Here is a 14,382-nt window from a genome sequence, read left to right on the forward strand (position 1 = left end):
GTCAGTATCGTCGGGACATTGGCGGTGACGCTGTTAAACGGCGATACAGCGTGGCCCGTGATTTGTTACGCCACGGCAATGGCAGTGCTGGTGTCGTTGGGGCTGGCGCTCCTTCGATCCCGTGATGCTGCCACCGAGAAGTCGCCAGTCGTCTAGCCGACGACTGGAAGCAAGCCCGCTCCGATGCGGCGCAATAATCTTCGAAACCTCGTGAATGGCGGTATCCTGTCTGGCAAGATACCGCTCATTTCCCTTGTCCCGTGGCGGCCGGTCATCGACCGCCAGCTCGGCCGTGAGGTCATGGGCATCGTGCAAAGCGGATCGGTGTCGTGGCAGTTGGGGCGGCAAAGGGGCATAAGCCTCTAATCTGTTGTAGATGAACGCAGCCGCTCGAAACCAGCGATGAGGCTGTCGAGTCCGAAGTTGAACGCAGCATCCATGCCGTCTGTTTCCAACTCGTGAAACAGATCGTGCAGGAAGGACGACGGTGCTTGCTCGGACACATCTGGCCTGTCCGGAACTCTCTCATCGGCATCAGATGCCTGCTGCTCGAGAACGGAACCGACCACATAGTGACTGACCGCCCGGAGCGCCCAAACGGCGCGCTTCGGACAAAAGCCCTCCGCGCAGAGAAAGCGTATTTGCGTCTCGGCGGTGCCAAAATTCGGTTCTGTCGGTCGAGTGCCGGCATGGATACGCGCGCCGTCGCGATAAGAGAGCAACGCCGTTCTGAAGCTCAGGGCATTCTCTTTCAGGAACACCCGCCAGTCCTCATTCTCTTCGGGTAGCGAGCGGGTATGGCGTTCCGCCAGCATCGCCTCGGCGAGCGCATCAAGCAGCGCTCGCTTGTTCTGGAAATGCCAGTAAAGCGCAGGCTGCTGAACCTTGAGGCGTTCAGCGAGCTTCCGCGTCGTCAGGCTGTCCATGCCAACCTCGTTCAACAGCTCTAGCGCCGCCGCGATCACGGTGCCCTTGTCCAGTTTGGTCATTCACGTTCCTTCGCCAGTGCTTGACAATTTATCACCGATAAGTTCTATGTCCATCTCCTTATCGTTGATAAAGTCGCTCCATTGAGCGGCGCTGGAGTTTCAGGTGCGCAGCTCTGCCATCATTGCCCTGCTGATCGTGGGTCTTGACGCCATGGGTCTCGGCCTCATCATGCCCGTCCTTCCGACGCTTCTGCGTGAGCTTGTGCCAGCAGAGCAGGTCGCTGGACACTATGGTGCCTTGCTGTCGCTCTATGCATTGATGCAGGTCGTCTTCGCGCCCATGCTTGGACAGCTTTCGGATTCTTACGGTCGGCGTCCGGTACTTCTGGCTTCTCTTGCAGGAGCCGCAGTCGATTACACGATTATGGCATCAGCGCCGGTCTTATGGGTGCTCTATATCGGCCGACTCGTGTCCGGCGTCACGGGCGCAACCGGAGCTGTAGCAGCCTCAACCATTGCCGATTCGACGGGGGAAGGTTCTCGCGCACGCTGGTTCGGCTACATGGGGGCCTGTTATGGGGCGGGCATGATTGCCGGGCCAGCACTTGGTGGCATGCTCGGTGGTATCTCTGCTCATGCCCCGTTTATCGCCGCCGCCCTTCTCAACGGGTTCGCGTTCCTGCTTGCCTGCATTTTCCTCAAGGAGACTCATCACAGCCATGGCGGGACCGGAAAGCCGGTTCGCATCAAACCATTCGTTCTGTTACGGCTGGATGATGCATTGCGCGGGCTAGGTGCGCTTTTCGCAGTTTTCTTCATTATTCAACTGATCGGCCAAGTGCCTGCAGCCCTATGGGTCATATATGGCGAGGACCGTTTTCAGTGGAACACCGCGACCGTTGGTTTGTCGCTCGCGGCGTTTGGGGCAACACATGCGATCTTCCAAGCGTTTGTTACCGGCCCGCTTTCAAGCCGGCTTGGAGAGCGGCGCACGCTGCTGTTTGGCATGGCTGCGGATGCGACTGGCTTCGTTCTTCTGGCTTTTGCCACGCAGGGATGGATGGTGTTCCCGATTCTGTTGCTGCTTGCCGCCGGGGGTGTTGGCATGCCGGCCTTGCAGGCAATGCTCTCAAACAATGTCAGCAGTAACAAGCAAGGGGCTTTGCAAGGAACGCTAACGAGCCTCACCAATCTAAGCTCTATCGCAGGACCGCTTGGCTTCACAGCACTCTATTCTGCCACCGCCGGGGCATGGAACGGTTGGGTTTGGATTGTCGGCGCGATCCTCTATTTAATATGTCTGCCAATACTACGCAGACCATTCGCAACTTCATTGTGATTTAGTCATGGCGATTTGGCATGCGTAGACTTAGGAGAAATGACGGATTAAATCTGTTGAGCAATCATCTCCTTTCGGGGCGAGTGCCAATGATGACCTTAGTTCACACTCTCGCTGTCGCCGAATATCTCAACTTCCGTCACGCCGCCAACGCGCTCGGCGTTGCACAGTCCAGCGTCAGCGCCCGCGTGAAGGCACTGGAAGAAGACCTCGGCATCCTCTTGTTCGAGCGTCATGCGCGCGGCGTTCGGCTGACCGAGGCCGGACGCCATTTCGTCGAGCGGATAGCCGTAGGTATTGACCAACTCGACCATGCGGTGAAAACCGCCGGCATGGCGGCAGCCGGAGAAAGCGGCCGGCTTCGTATCGGTATCCATGCCCTGATTCCGCATAGCTTCCTCGCAAAGCTGATCGGCCAATACCGCAAGGATTACCCCGATGTTGAAGTCGAGATCGCCGAAGGCCCGGCCCGTGAAGCGGTGGTGCAGCTTCGCGCCGGCAGGTTGGACGTGGCGTTCGTCGCGGGCACGCCCCAACCACCCGACTGCCATTCCCGTCGCACATGGACCGAACCGCTCTTGGCGGTGCTACCGGAACGGCATCCGCTCGCCAAGCGGTCAGCCGTCACATGGCCCGATTTGGCAGGCGAGACGTTCCTTGTCCGGCATGGCGGCACTGGACCGCAGGTTCATAGCCATATCGTGCTACGCCATGCCGAGCGCTGGCCTGCGCCGTCGATCCTGCGCTTCGACGTGGGGCGTGGCACCCTTTTGTCTTTGGTCGGACAGGGCTTTGGCATCACCATCGTCGGCGCGGCCACGGCGCTGTTGCCGACAAACGGCATTGTCTTTTTGCCCTTCACCGACGAGCCGGAGCCGGTCGCCTTCTCGGCTGTCTGGTCGCCGTCCAATCGCAGCGCGGCGCTTCGCAACCTGCTCAGCCTCGCCAACGACATGGGCCGGAAGGTCTGCACGGACTACCGTTCGATACTACCACGGATAGCGAAGGCGTGAGCGACAAGTCCACCGGCACCGTACAATTATCCAGCAGCCAGTTCGCTGTGGTTGAAAAGAGCCATAAATGCACCCTTGTCCCGTGGCGGCCGGTCATCAACCGCCAGCTCAGCAGCGAGGTCTGCGCGGGCAGATAGGACCGGCGCTATAGGATCAATGCTCTATTCGACCTTCCTCTCAAAAGCGTTATCTGACCATCGTTGCGTAGCGAACCGAAGTGTTTGCGGAAGCACAGTCCGGGACTGTTACTGCCATCGCCGGAAAGCGACACTTGCATTAACACCGCCAAAGCCGAATCCGTTGGAAATGGCATGTTCCATGAGAATGGGCCGCGCAGATTGGCGAACGAGGTCGATACCAGCGGCAACAGGATCGGGGGTTTCTAAATTTCTCGTTGGGGGAGCAATTTGATCGCGCAAAGCGAGCACCGTGAAGATTGCCTCAATACCGCCTGCGGCACCAAGTAGGTGCCCCGTAGCCGATTTCGTGGCGCTTACGACCACATCATGATTGCCGAACACGGATTGTATCGCGGCAATTTCTCCTCGATCTCCTACGGGGGTGGAGGTGGAATGTGCGTTCAAATGTTGAATATCGATTGGTTTCAACCCAGCACTGTGGAGTGCAATTCCCATCGCACGGGCCGCGCCTCGGCCGTCATCTGGACCGGCAGTCATATGATGTGCATCGGCGCTTGTGCCGTATCCCACCAATTCCGCTATGGGCTTGGCACCCCGAGCGAGGGCATGTTCTAATTCCTCTATGACGATCAGACCCGCCCCTTCAGACATTACGAAACCATCGCGCCCGGTGTCGAACGGCCTCGACGCCAGTTCCGGGGTAGTATTGTAGCCGGTGGATAGTGCTCGCGCGGCAGCAAATGCCCCAAGACTAACCTTATCAATGCATGCTTCTGCCCCGCCGCACAGAGCGATGTCGGCCTCGTTAGAGCGTATCAGCCGCGCGGCGTCGCCGATGGCTTGAACGCTGGCAGCGCAGGCGGTTACAGGCGTGCCAATAGGACCTGTAAATCCATGCCTGATGGTAACATGTCCTGCCGCGAGATTGGCCAGAAACGATGGCACGGTAAAGGGTGATAGCCTCCGTGCTCCCCGTGTATCCGTTATACGAACTGCTGAAGCAATTGCAGGAAATCCGCCTATACCAGAGGCAATAATTGTCGCCGTGCGCTCACGTTCGTAGTCGCACGTAGGATGCCATCCCGCCGTTTCAAGAGCCTCCATCGCGGCCGCTAGTGCGAACAGAATGAAGCGATCCATTTTTCGTTGATCCTTTGTGTCAACGATCACATCGGGATCGAAACCGGCTTCGGAATCTTCAATCAGGCTGGGAACGAGTCCTCCGATTTTCACCGGCAGGTCGCTGGAGATTTCATCGGGCAAACTCCTAATTCCTGATTTTCCTTCCAAGAGCCTTTTCCAGCTTGTTTCGGTCCCGGAACCAAGAGGGCCCACCAGACCCATGCCGGTTATAACAATTCGACGCATTTGATTATTCCGCTTTTTCTGAGTTTACCCGCTTCACACGGTTTATGACGCGCATCGTTTCTTCCGTCGCCGCTGGGCCTGCTAGAAGAACCGTGTTTTCAGGAGTGATTTTTTCTCCAGTATCCGCATCGACTATGATGGCGTTTCGTTCCCTACCGGTTTCCCTGTCGCCAAGGCGCATGGCTATTTCATTGGGCGCAAGATTCCGGTTTCCCCATGCGAACAGGGCGATTGCTACCGGATAGAAATCTCGCCCCTTGTCGGTAAGGACGTATTCAAATCGAGGCGGATGATCATTGTATCGTTGCCTTTCAAACAACCCTTCGGCTGTGAGATGTTTCAATCGCCTCGCCAAAATGTTCGTGGAAATACCGAGATTCTTCTCGAATTCATCGAATTTGCTCAACCCTTGGAAGGCGTCCCGCAGGATCAGGATGCTCCACCAGTCACCGACGCTTTCCAGCGCTCGGGCTGCGGGACATTCGGATGATAGAAAGCTTGTTCGTTGCATGGCACATCCATAATGGCGTTACTTCCATTATGCAAGTTACATATGTGACAGCGGCGACATGACGCGAGGGCTATCCGAGGCATCCATTGCGGCGATTCGCCCGACCAGTTGAGCAGCGGCGATCACCCGGCCGGATGGCGGTGAATGCAACCCGTCCTATTTGCCGCCGATAGTATCCGGCAGCCCTCTCGCATCCGCTTTCCTGTTGCCTGTCCCGATTTTGCCTACTCTCTGATCGGCTCCGTCTCTTTTGCCGACTGGAGCCTGCATTGCGCGGAGGCCGAATCCTTTGGGGTCAGATCGCCGTAGTCTTCACCATCGTCTTGGTGATGACGTGGGCGGCGACGCAATGGGTAGCGTTTCGTCTCGGCTTCCAGCCCCAGCTTGGCAATCCGTGGTTCGAGCTGGTTGGCCTGCCGGTCTATTATCCGCCGGCCTTCTTTTGGTGGTGGTTTTCGTTCGACGCCTACGCGCCCGCGATCTTCGTCGAGGGCGGCATCATCGCCGTATCGGGCGGTTTCCTCGCCATCGCCGCCGCCATCCTCATGTCGATCATCCGGGCACGGGAGGCGCGCAACGTCGCCACCTATGGTTCGGCGCGATGGGCAGAGGATAGGGAAATCCGCACCGCCGGCCTGCTCGGTCCCGATGGCGTCCTGCTCGGCCGATACAACCGGGACTACCTGCGCCATGATGGCCCGGAGCATGTCCTATGCTTCGCCCCGACGCGCAGCGGCAAAGGTGTCGGGCTGGTGGTGCCGACGCTGCTGACATGGTCCGCATCCGCCATCGTCCACGACATAAAAGGCGAAAACTGGACGCTGACAGCGGGCTTCCGCGCGAAGCATGGCCGCGTGCTGCTGTTCGATCCAACCAACGCCAGATCGTCGGCCTACAACCCGCTGCTGGAGGTCCGGCAAGGGGAATGGGAAGTCCGCGACGTGCAGAACATCGCGGATATTCTGGTCGATCCCGAAGGCAGCTTGGACAAAAGGAACCATTGGGAAAAGACCAGTCATTCGCTGCTGGTCGGCGCGATCCTGCATGTCCTCTATGCGGAGAAGGACAAGACCTTGGCGGGCGTTGCCAACTTCCTGTCCGATCCGCGTCGCCCGGTCGAGGCGACCTTGCGCGCCATGATGGATACGCCGCATCTCGGCGAGGCTGGCGTTCATCCCGTCATCGCGTCGTCGGCCCGCGAGCTGCTGAACAAGAGCGAGAACGAGCGCAGCGGCGTCCTTTCCACAGCCATGTCATTTCTCGGCCTCTACCGCGATCCCGTGGTGGCGCAGGTGACGGCACGATGCGACTGGCGCATTGCCGATCTGGTCGGCAGCCGCCGGCCCGTCACGCTCTATCTGGTCGTGCCGCCGTCCGACATAAACCGCACCAAGCCGCTTATCCGCCTGATCCTCAACCAGATCGGCAGGCGGTTGACCGAGGAACTGACCACCTCCGGCAAGCGCCATCGCCTGCTGTTGATGCTGGACGAGTTTCCGGCGCTCGGCCGGCTCGACTTCTTTGAATCGGCGCTCGCCTTCATGGCGGGGTATGGAATCAAAGGCTTCCTGATCGCGCAGAGCCTCAACCAGATCGAGCGCGCCTATGGGCCGAACAACGCCATCCTCGACAACTGCCACGTCCGCGTCAGCTTCGCCACGAATGACGAGCGGACGGCCAAGCGGGTGAGCGACGCGCTTGGCACCGCGACCGAGTTGCGCGATTCCACCAACTACGCCGGCCATCGCCTTGCACCGTGGTTAGGTCACTTGATGGTTTCACGGCAGGAGACGGCTCGGCCGCTGCTCACGCCGGGCGAGATCATGCAGCTTCCGCCAACCGACGAAATCGTCATGGTCGCGGGCACGCCGCCGATCCGCGCAACCAAGGCCCGCTATTTCGAGGATGCGCGGTTTCAGGAACGCATCCTGACCCCGCCCGATCTGGTCGCCGCTCCGCTGGCGCCCAGCCCATCCGCCGATGACTGGTCCGGCCGCGTGGTCGCGGCGGGAAGCCGTTCCGCAACGGTCGCCGCAGATGCGACCGAGGGCGATCCGGCCAACGCCGGCATCCGCCGCGAGCCGGAATTGCCCGAGCATGAGGAAATCGTCACCCCGCCGCCATCCCCCGAACAGGAGTTCGACATTCTGGACGACGAGCCGGATGTTGACGCGGCCAAGGCCCGCACTATCCGCCAGCGCATGAGGATGGTGGCGCGGCAGGTGGCGATGAACCCCGATGATGGAATCGAGCTTTGAGGACACGCCTATGACCACACGCACCCGCCTGAATCTCTATTTCGACCCAGCGCTCATCCCGCAGATCGAGGCGATGGCGCTGCGCCGCTCGGCGGCGCTGCGCCGCAATGTCTCGAAATCCGCCATCGTGGAGGCGGCGGTCATGTCCTACCTGTCCGGCGATGCCGACGACCAGCTTGAAGCCGCCATGTCTCGCCGCTTGGATAAACTCGGCCGCCAGATCGACACGCTCGACCTAGATCTCGCCGTCCTCGGCGAGACGGTCGCGCAGTTCATCCATTTCTGGATGACCATCACGCCGCCGCTTTCAGGAGCCGCGCAATCTGCTGCCCGCGCGAAAGGTGCGGAACGGTTTGAAGGATTCATGCAGAATCTCGGCCGGCGTCTGGCGACGGGCGACAGGTTCTTGAAGGAGATTACGAGAGATGTTGGGCCTGAAGAAGGTCTTCCGGGGTTGAACAATCATCCAACGCAGGAGCGCTGATGAAGATTATTGCACCGACTATAGTCGCTATGCGCGGCGCTAGGTTCGCCTACTTCTCTCCGTCAACGCATCAATGTTATCTAGAGCTTCCGAATTGCTGAACTACCTCTCCGGTTATCCACGCGCTATCAGGCATCAGATCAAAGTGATTTCGCCCAGGGCGTTCGAGATACCGTGCTGATGGGAAATGTGCGACGGCGGCGGCTGTTGCATTCCGAAAAAAGCACTTTTCGCCTGCATAAAGTAAAACTGGCGCAGTGAACGACTCAGAAGCCGCACCCAAGGGCGGCCATTCAGCTTCAGCGGTGCGTAATGCATGAAGTGCGTTGGTGTTGACGCGAGCAAGACGGGTGGCCATGCCGTCCGGCACATCGAACATTTGCATCCAAACAGCAAGCCAAGCTTGTGCTCCACTGGAAAATGTTTCGGCAACCATATCTGTCGCCAAATCGACTTCAGAGTGAAGCTCGAACCCCCCAAGAATCAATCCTCGATAAGCCTCTGGATTTTGAACGGCGGCAGCGAGCGCTATTTTTGCGCCGAGCGAGTATCCCCAGACTAATGGATTTACTAGATCTAGGGTGTTGATTACCGTTTCAATGTCAGAAGCCATTTTGGGCAATGCGTAAGAGGACGAATTCGTGGGGCATGTGCTTAGCCCGTGCCCGCGAGGTTCGACACATACGACATGAAATTCCTTAGCCAATCCTGAGATGTAGCCAAGTTCTAACCAGTCCTCACAGGTCATGCTGATGCCAAAGATCAGGACAAGAGGCAGGTTCGTTTCATCACCAAACGTCTCATACCTCACGAGAACGTCGTCATTTTTAACATAGGGCATGACCATCAATAACGTGCGACAAGCCTGATCGCAACTTCGGTAGCAAAAAGGAGAGGTGGAAAGGCAGCAGAATCTCGGCCGGCGTCTGGCGACCGGCGACAGGTTCCTCAAAGAGCTGTCGCGCGACCTCGACTCACTTCCCGACGATCCGTTGCCGGACGAATCCGAGAGCAACGGCGATCAAGAATAAGTATTCGGACCCGTCCTATTTACCGCCGATGGCCGCCGATTGCCGCCGCCGCTTAGATACTTGTTGAACCGGCCCAATTCCGGGCTTTCTTAATCGACCCCGATCCGGGGACCGCCTGTTGCGCCCCGCCAGAAGCCGGGGCCGACATGACCACCAACCACCACAGACAGGAAGCGATCCAGCGCGGCGCGCGCATGTTGCGCACCGCGCTCGGCCCCGCCATTGCCCGGCTGCTCGAAGACCCGGCCGTGGTCGAGGTAATGTTGAACCCGGACGGTCGCCTTTGGGTGGACCGGCTGTCCGAAGGGCTTTCCGACACGGGCGAACGCCTGTCCGCCGCCGATGGCGAACGCATCGTGCGGCTGGTCGCGCATCATGTCGGCGCAGAGGTTCATGCCCGCAGCCCCCGCGTCTCGGCAGAGCTGCCCGAGAGCGGGGAACGGTTCGAGGGCCTTTTGCCGCCCGTGGTCGCCGCGCCGGCCTTCGCCATCCGTAAACCTGCCGTCGCGGTGTTCACGCTCGACGACTATGTGGCCGCCGGCATCATGTCTGCCGATCAGGCGGAAACGCTGCGCGAAGCCGTCGCAGCCCGCGCCAATATCTTGGTGGCGGGCGGCACTTCCACCGGCAAGACCACGCTCACCAATGCCCTTTTGGCGGAGGTCGCCAAGGGCGCGGATCGTGTCGTCATCATCGAAGACACCCGCGAGCTGCAATGTGCCGCGCCCAATCTGGTGGCGCTGCGCACCAAGGATGGCGTCGCCAGCCTGTCGGACCTTGTGCGGTCCTCGCTGCGCCTGCGCCCCGACCGCATCCCGATTGGGGAGGTGCGCGGATCGGAAGCCCTCGACCTGCTCAAAGCATGGGGCACGGGCCATCCCGGCGGGATCGGCACCATTCACGCCGGCACCGGCATCGGCGCGCTTCGTCGCCTTGAACAGCTCATCCAAGAGGCTGTCGTCACGGTCCCGCGTGCGCTGATCGCCGAGACTATCGACCTTGTTGCCGTCCTTTCCGGGCGCGGTTCCGCGCGCCGGCTGGCCGAGCTTGCCCGCGTCGAGGGGCTGGGGCCGGACGGCGACTACCGCATCACGCATCCCATCCCTTCGGCAATCCCCACCAGCACAGGAGAATCTTCATGATCCGCACCCTTACGCGCGGCTATCGCTTCGCCACGACCGCCGCATCTGCCCTTGCCATCAGCCTCATGCTTGCCCCGGCCGCCCATGCGTCCGGTTCGTCGATGCCATGGGAACAGCCCTTGCAGCAAATCCTCCAGTCCATCGAGGGGCCGGTCGCCAAGATCATCGCCGTCATCATCATCATCGTGACGGGCCTGACCCTCGCGTTCGGCGATACCAGCGGCGGCTTCCGTCGCCTGATCCAGATCGTTTTCGGCCTGTCCATCGCGTTCGCCGCATCGAGCTTCTTCCTGTCTTTCTTCTCGTTCGGCGGCGGGGCGCTCGTTTGATGGCGGGCGGCCTCGAACTGCTCGACGCGGTGCCGGGCTTCACGGTCCCGGTCCACCGGGCGCTGACCGAGCATATTTTGCTCGGCGGCGCACCGCGCTCCATCGCCATCATGAACGGAACGCTGGCCGGAGCCGTGGGCCTCGGTTTGCGCCTCTGGCTGGTCGGCATCGCCATTTGGGCAATCGGCCATTTCGCAGCCGTATGGGCGGCGAAGCGCGATCCCCAATTCGTCGAGGTCGGGCGTAGGCATCTGCGCGTCCCCGGCCATCTGGCGGTGTGAGGGCGCGGCCATGATGAACCTTTCCGAATATCGCCGCACCGCCGCCCGGCTCGCCGACTATTTGCCATGGGCCGCATTGCTCGGCTCCGGCGTCGTCTTGAACAAGGACGGCAGTTTTCAGAGGACCGCGAAGTTTCGCGGTCCCGATCTGGATTCCGCCGTCGCGGCCGAGCTGGTCGCCGTCGCCGGCCGCATCAATAACGCCGTGCGCCGCCTCGGCTCCGGCTGGAGCATCTTTGTTGAGGCGCAGCGCAGCGAGGCCGCGACCTATCCCGACAGCACCTTTCCCGATGCGGCATCGGCGCTGGTCGATGCCGAGCGCAAAGCCGGGTTCGAGGAAGCAGGCACGCATTTCGTGTCGGGCTATTTCCTGACCTTCCTCTGGCTGCCCCCGGCCGAGGAAGCCGCCCGCGCCGAAACATGGCTCTACGAGGGCCGCGAGAAAACCGGCGTGGACCCGTGGGAGCTGCTGCGCGGCTTCATCGACCGCACCGACCGCGTGCTGGCTTTGCTCGACGGCTTCATGCCCGAGTGCCGTTGGATGGATGATGGCGCGACGCTGACCTATCTCCACTCCACCATCTCGACCAACCGGCATCGCGTGCGCGTGCCCGAGGTGCCCATGCACCTCGATGCGCTGCTCGCCGACCAGCCCTTGACCGGCGGGCTGGAGCCGCGCCTTGGGACCAAGCATCTGCGCGTGCTGACCATCGTGGGATTCCCGACCGCGACGACGCCGGGCCTGCTCGACGAAATGAACCGCCTGCCGTTCCCCTACAGGTGGAGCACGCGCGCGATCCTGCTCGACAAGACCGACGCGACGCGGCTGCTGACCCGCATCCGCCGCCAATGGTTTGCGAAGCGCAAGAGCATCGCCGCGATCTTGAAAGAGGTGATGACCAACGAGGCGTCCGCGCTGGTGGACACCGACGCGGCCAACAAGGCGCTCGACGCCGACATGGCCTTGCAGGAACTCGGCGCGGACGTGGCGGGCATGGCCTATGTCACGGCCACCGTCACCGTATGGGATGCCGACCCGCGCCTAGCCGACGAGAAGCTGCGCCTGGTCGAGAAGATCGTTCAGGGGCGCGACTTCACCGCCATGCCCGAGAGCGTCAACGCGGTTGACGCATGGCTCGGCAGCCTGCCCGGACACGCCTACGCCAATGTCCGCCAGCCGCCCATCAGCACATTGAATCTCGCCCACATGATCCCGCTGTCGGCGGTGTGGGCGGGGCCGGAACGGGACGAGCATTTCGGTGCGCCCCCTCTGCTCTTTGGAAAGACCGAAGGCTCAACCCCGTTCCGGTTGTCTTTGCATGTCGGCGACGTAGGGCACACCCTTGTCGTCGGCCCCACGGGCGCGGGCAAGAGCGTGCTGCTCGCCCTTATGGCCTTGCAGTTCCGGCGCTACGCCGGATCGCAGGTCTTCGCCTTCGACTTCGGCGGCAGCATCCGCGCCGCCGCGCTCGCCATGGGCGGCGACTGGCACGACCTTGGTGGCGGGCTGACAGAAGGGGCCGAGGCGTCCGTCTCGCTCCAGCCGCTCGCCCGCATCCACGACACCTATGAACGCGCATGGGCGGCGGACTGGATCGCCGCCATCCTCATGCGGGAAGGCATCGCCATCACGCCCGAGGTCAAAGAGTATCTTTGGACGGCGCTGACTTCGCTGGCCTCGGCCCCGGTCGAGGAACGCACCATCACCGGCCTTGCGGTGCTGCTGCAATCCAACGATCTGAAACAGGCGCTCCGGCCGTTCTGCGTCGGCGGTGCCTATGGCCGGCTGCTCGACGCCGAAGCCGAACATCTCGGCTCGGCGGATGTGCAGGCGTTCGAGATCGAGGGCCTTGTCGGGACTGGAGCGGCCCCGGCCGTGCTGTCCTACCTGTTCCACCGCATCGGCGACCGGCTCGACGGGCGGCCGACGCTTCTCATCATAGATGAAGGCTGGCTTGCGCTGGACGACGAGGGTTTCGCCGGCCAGCTCCGCGAATGGCTGAAAACGCTCCGCAAAAAGAACGCCAGCGTCATCTTCGCCACGCAAAGCCTGTCCGACATTGACGGCAGCAACATCGCGCCCGCGATCATCGAGAGCTGCCCGACGCGGCTTCTGCTGCCGAACGAGCGCGCCATCGAGCCGCAGATTACCGAGATTTACCGGCGTTTCGGGTTGAATGACCGGCAGATCGAAATCCTCGCACGGGCCACGCCCAAGCGCGACTACTACTGCCAGTCGAGGCGCGGCAATCGCCTGTTCGAGCTTGGCCTGTCCGAAATCGGCCTCGCGCTCTGCGCCGCATCCGCCAAATCCGACCAGACGCTCATTGCACAGATCGTCGCCGAACACGGCCGCGACGGCTTCCTCGCCGCATGGCTACGCGCGCGCGGCGTCGAGTGGGCGGCCGAGCTGATCCCCAACCTCACCAATCTTGCCGACCGGCCGGAATCCGCCGCGCCGGCCCGGCTCGATACCCACCCCACACAGGAGATTCTTCCATGACCTATCCCAAGTTTGTCGGGGCTTCGGCCCTCGCGCTGGCGCTCGCAGTGCCCGTCGCGCTGTCGCCCATGCTGGCAAGCCCGGCCCATGCGCAATTCGGTTTCGGCCGGATCGTCTATGACCCGAGCAACTACGCGCAAAACCTGCTCACGGCAGCGCGCACGCTGGAGCAGATCAACAACCAGATCACCAGCCTCCAGAACGAGGCGCAGATGCTCATCAATCAGGCCCGCAATCTGGCGAGCCTGCCGTATTCGTCGCTCCAGCAGCTCCAGCAGAACGTGAGCCGGACGCAGCAGCTTCTTAGCCAAGCGCAGAACATCGCGTTCGAGGTCGGGCAGATCGACCAAGCGTTTCAACAGCAATACGGCAACGTCTCGCTTTCGACGACCGACGCCCAGCTTGTCGCCGATGCGCGCAGCCGGTGGGAGAACACGGTCGGCGGCTTGCAGGACGCAATGCGCGTGCAGGCGGGTGCGGTCGGCAACATCGACAGCAACCGCGCCGAGATGGCCGCGCTTGTCGGCCAGAGCCAAGGCGCGACCGGCGCGCTGCAAGCCACGCAGGCCGGCAACCAGCTTCTCGCGCTCCAGTCACAGCAGCTTTCCGATCTGATCGCGGTCATCTCGGCGAACGGCCGCGCCGACGCGCTGACCGAAGCCGAGCGCGCGACCGCCGCCGAACAGGGCCGCATCCAGCGCGAGCGTTTCCTGACGCCCGGCAGCGGCTATCAGCCGGGTAACGCGCAGATGTTCAACAACGGCAACAACTGACCGGGAGGCTCGCCATGGACGGCAAGATGCTGGTCCGGCTCGGGGCCGTGGTGTTCGTTGCGATTGCCTTGACAGTGACCGCAATCGACATGACGCGGAAGGACGAGCCTTCCGCGTCACGGCCGGCATCGGCCCTCCAGCCCCCGGCCGATCCCCTGCGCGAAACCCTGCGCCGTTGCCAGCAACTCGGCGAGGCGGCGGCGAGCGACACCGACTGCCTCGCCGCATGGGCTGAATCCCGCGACCGCTTCCTCGGCCGTGACCGCAGCGAGGCGCGCTGA

At 61.8% G+C, this 14,382-nt stretch carries 15 protein-coding genes and 2 pseudogenes; 13 read left to right on the forward strand and 4 right to left on the reverse strand.

The annotated features are described in order from the left end of the window. Positions 1-249: 249 nt before the first annotated feature. Positions 250-366: pseudogene (locus QPR87_RS07940) on the forward strand (DUF3363 domain-containing protein); the annotation flags it as partial. Here QPR87_RS07940 and tetR(G) read toward each other — a convergent pair. After that, positions 363-989, reverse strand: a complete 627-nt coding sequence (tetR(G), locus tag QPR87_RS07945) for a tetracycline resistance transcriptional repressor TetR(G) (RefSeq protein WP_000163574.1) — start codon at positions 987-989, stop codon at positions 363-365. The pseudogene QPR87_RS07940 and the gene tetR(G) sit on opposite strands and share 4 nt — an antisense overlap. Before the next feature lie 103 nt (positions 990-1,092). On the opposite strand from tetR(G), the gene tet(G) reads away from it, so the two are divergent. The 3 genes and pseudogenes from tet(G) to QPR87_RS07960 form a co-directional block, all read left to right on the forward strand. Continuing rightward, positions 1,093-2,268: a tetracycline efflux MFS transporter Tet(G) gene (tet(G), locus tag QPR87_RS07950; protein ID WP_001257840.1), complete on the forward strand. Its 1,176-nt coding sequence runs from the start codon at positions 1,093-1,095 to the stop codon at positions 2,266-2,268. A gap of 56 nt (positions 2,269-2,324) precedes the next feature. After that, positions 2,325-3,281, forward strand: coding sequence for a LysR family transcriptional regulator (locus QPR87_RS07955; protein WP_022675688.1), 957 nt, complete (start codon positions 2,325-2,327; stop codon positions 3,279-3,281). Further along, positions 3,218-3,403, forward strand: a pseudogene (locus QPR87_RS07960) (DUF3363 domain-containing protein); the annotation flags it as partial. The gene QPR87_RS07955 and the pseudogene QPR87_RS07960, both read left to right, overlap by 64 nt. 123 nt (positions 3,404-3,526) lie before the next feature. Here QPR87_RS07960 and fabF read toward each other — a convergent pair. After that, positions 3,527-4,789, reverse strand: coding sequence for a beta-ketoacyl-ACP synthase II (gene fabF, locus QPR87_RS07965; RefSeq protein ID WP_084639837.1), 1,263 nt, complete (start codon positions 4,787-4,789; stop codon positions 3,527-3,529). A gap of 4 nt (positions 4,790-4,793) precedes the next feature. After that, positions 4,794-5,300, reverse strand: a complete 507-nt coding sequence (locus tag QPR87_RS07970) for a winged helix-turn-helix transcriptional regulator (RefSeq protein WP_031623797.1) — start codon at positions 5,298-5,300, stop codon at positions 4,794-4,796. A 269-nt stretch (positions 5,301-5,569) separates the two neighbouring features. On the opposite strand from QPR87_RS07970, the gene QPR87_RS07975 reads away from it, so the two are divergent. Both QPR87_RS07975 and QPR87_RS07980 read left to right on the forward strand, forming a co-directional pair. Then, complete coding sequence (locus tag QPR87_RS07975; RefSeq protein ID WP_029074264.1) at positions 5,570-7,558, forward strand: conjugal transfer protein TraG; 1,989 nt, start codon at positions 5,570-5,572, stop codon at positions 7,556-7,558. 10 nt (positions 7,559-7,568) lie between these two features. Continuing rightward, entirely contained in the window at positions 7,569-8,042 is a 474-nt protein-coding gene (locus tag QPR87_RS07980; RefSeq protein WP_029074263.1) for a hypothetical protein, read from the forward strand. 76 nt (positions 8,043-8,118) lie between these two features. On the opposite strand, the gene QPR87_RS07985 is transcribed toward QPR87_RS07980, so the two are convergent. Beyond that, positions 8,119-8,883: an alpha/beta fold hydrolase gene (locus QPR87_RS07985; protein ID WP_158581548.1), complete on the reverse strand. Its 765-nt coding sequence runs from the start codon at positions 8,881-8,883 to the stop codon at positions 8,119-8,121. A 55-nt stretch (positions 8,884-8,938) separates the two neighbouring features. Between QPR87_RS07985 and QPR87_RS07990 the strand changes: the two genes are divergently transcribed. The 7 genes from QPR87_RS07990 to trbK-alt all read left to right on the forward strand — a co-directional run bounded on the left by QPR87_RS07990 (position 8,939) and on the right by trbK-alt (position 14,382). Next, complete coding sequence (locus QPR87_RS07990) at positions 8,939-9,073, forward strand: hypothetical protein (protein ID WP_255302509.1); 135 nt, start codon at positions 8,939-8,941, stop codon at positions 9,071-9,073. Between the two features lie 194 nt (positions 9,074-9,267). Then, a complete protein-coding gene (trbB, locus tag QPR87_RS07995) occupies positions 9,268-10,215 on the forward strand; it encodes a P-type conjugative transfer ATPase TrbB (RefSeq protein ID WP_200973972.1) in 948 nt (315 codons plus the stop codon). Next, the gene (locus QPR87_RS08000) at positions 10,212-10,544 is read left to right on the forward strand and encodes a TrbC/VirB2 family type IV secretion system protein (protein ID WP_029074261.1); all 333 of its coding nucleotides are present in this window, start codon (positions 10,212-10,214) and stop codon (positions 10,542-10,544) included. The genes trbB and QPR87_RS08000 overlap by 4 nt, the downstream gene beginning before the upstream one ends. Further along, the gene (locus tag QPR87_RS08005) at positions 10,544-10,825 is read left to right on the forward strand and encodes a VirB3 family type IV secretion system protein (RefSeq protein WP_029074260.1); all 282 of its coding nucleotides are present in this window, start codon (positions 10,544-10,546) and stop codon (positions 10,823-10,825) included. The genes QPR87_RS08000 and QPR87_RS08005 overlap by 1 nt, the downstream gene beginning before the upstream one ends. A gap of 10 nt (positions 10,826-10,835) precedes the next feature. Further along, positions 10,836-13,328, forward strand: a complete 2,493-nt coding sequence (gene trbE, locus QPR87_RS08010; RefSeq protein WP_029074259.1) for a conjugal transfer protein TrbE — start codon at positions 10,836-10,838, stop codon at positions 13,326-13,328. Next, positions 13,325-14,101, forward strand: coding sequence for a P-type conjugative transfer protein TrbJ (gene trbJ / locus QPR87_RS08015; protein WP_029074258.1), 777 nt, complete (start codon positions 13,325-13,327; stop codon positions 14,099-14,101). Before trbE ends, trbJ begins: the two co-directional genes overlap by 4 nt. Before the next feature lie 14 nt (positions 14,102-14,115). Continuing rightward, a complete protein-coding gene (gene trbK-alt / locus QPR87_RS08020; RefSeq protein WP_031623918.1) occupies positions 14,116-14,382 on the forward strand; it encodes a putative entry exclusion protein TrbK-alt in 267 nt (88 codons plus the stop codon).

Source organism: Paracoccus sp. SSJ (genome assembly GCF_030234105.1).
GTDB classification, from domain to species: Bacteria; Pseudomonadota; Alphaproteobacteria; order Rhodobacterales; family Rhodobacteraceae; genus Paracoccus; species Paracoccus denitrificans.

Excerpts from the sequence above, each read along its gene's own strand:
- QPR87_RS08005 (WP_029074260.1), top strand. The coding sequence starts at position 10,544 with ATGGCGGGCGGCCTCGAACTGCTCGACGCGGTGCCGGGCTTCACGGTC.
- fabF (WP_084639837.1), bottom strand. The coding sequence starts at position 4,789 with ATGCGTCGAATTGTTATAACCGGCATGGGTCTGGTGGGCCCTCTTGGT.
- trbB (WP_200973972.1), top strand. The coding sequence starts at position 9,268 with ATGTTGCGCACCGCGCTCGGCCCCGCCATTGCCCGGCTGCTCGAAGAC.
- trbK-alt (WP_031623918.1), top strand. The coding sequence starts at position 14,116 with ATGGACGGCAAGATGCTGGTCCGGCTCGGGGCCGTGGTGTTCGTTGCG.
- QPR87_RS07970 (WP_031623797.1), bottom strand. The coding sequence starts at position 5,300 with ATGCAACGAACAAGCTTTCTATCATCCGAATGTCCCGCAGCCCGAGCG.
- QPR87_RS07980 (WP_029074263.1), top strand. The coding sequence starts at position 7,569 with ATGACCACACGCACCCGCCTGAATCTCTATTTCGACCCAGCGCTCATC.
- trbE (WP_029074259.1), top strand. The coding sequence starts at position 10,836 with ATGATGAACCTTTCCGAATATCGCCGCACCGCCGCCCGGCTCGCCGAC.
- trbJ (WP_029074258.1), top strand. The coding sequence starts at position 13,325 with ATGACCTATCCCAAGTTTGTCGGGGCTTCGGCCCTCGCGCTGGCGCTC.
- QPR87_RS08000 (WP_029074261.1), top strand. The coding sequence starts at position 10,212 with ATGATCCGCACCCTTACGCGCGGCTATCGCTTCGCCACGACCGCCGCA.
- QPR87_RS07985 (WP_158581548.1), bottom strand. The coding sequence starts at position 8,883 with ATGCCCTATGTTAAAAATGACGACGTTCTCGTGAGGTATGAGACGTTT.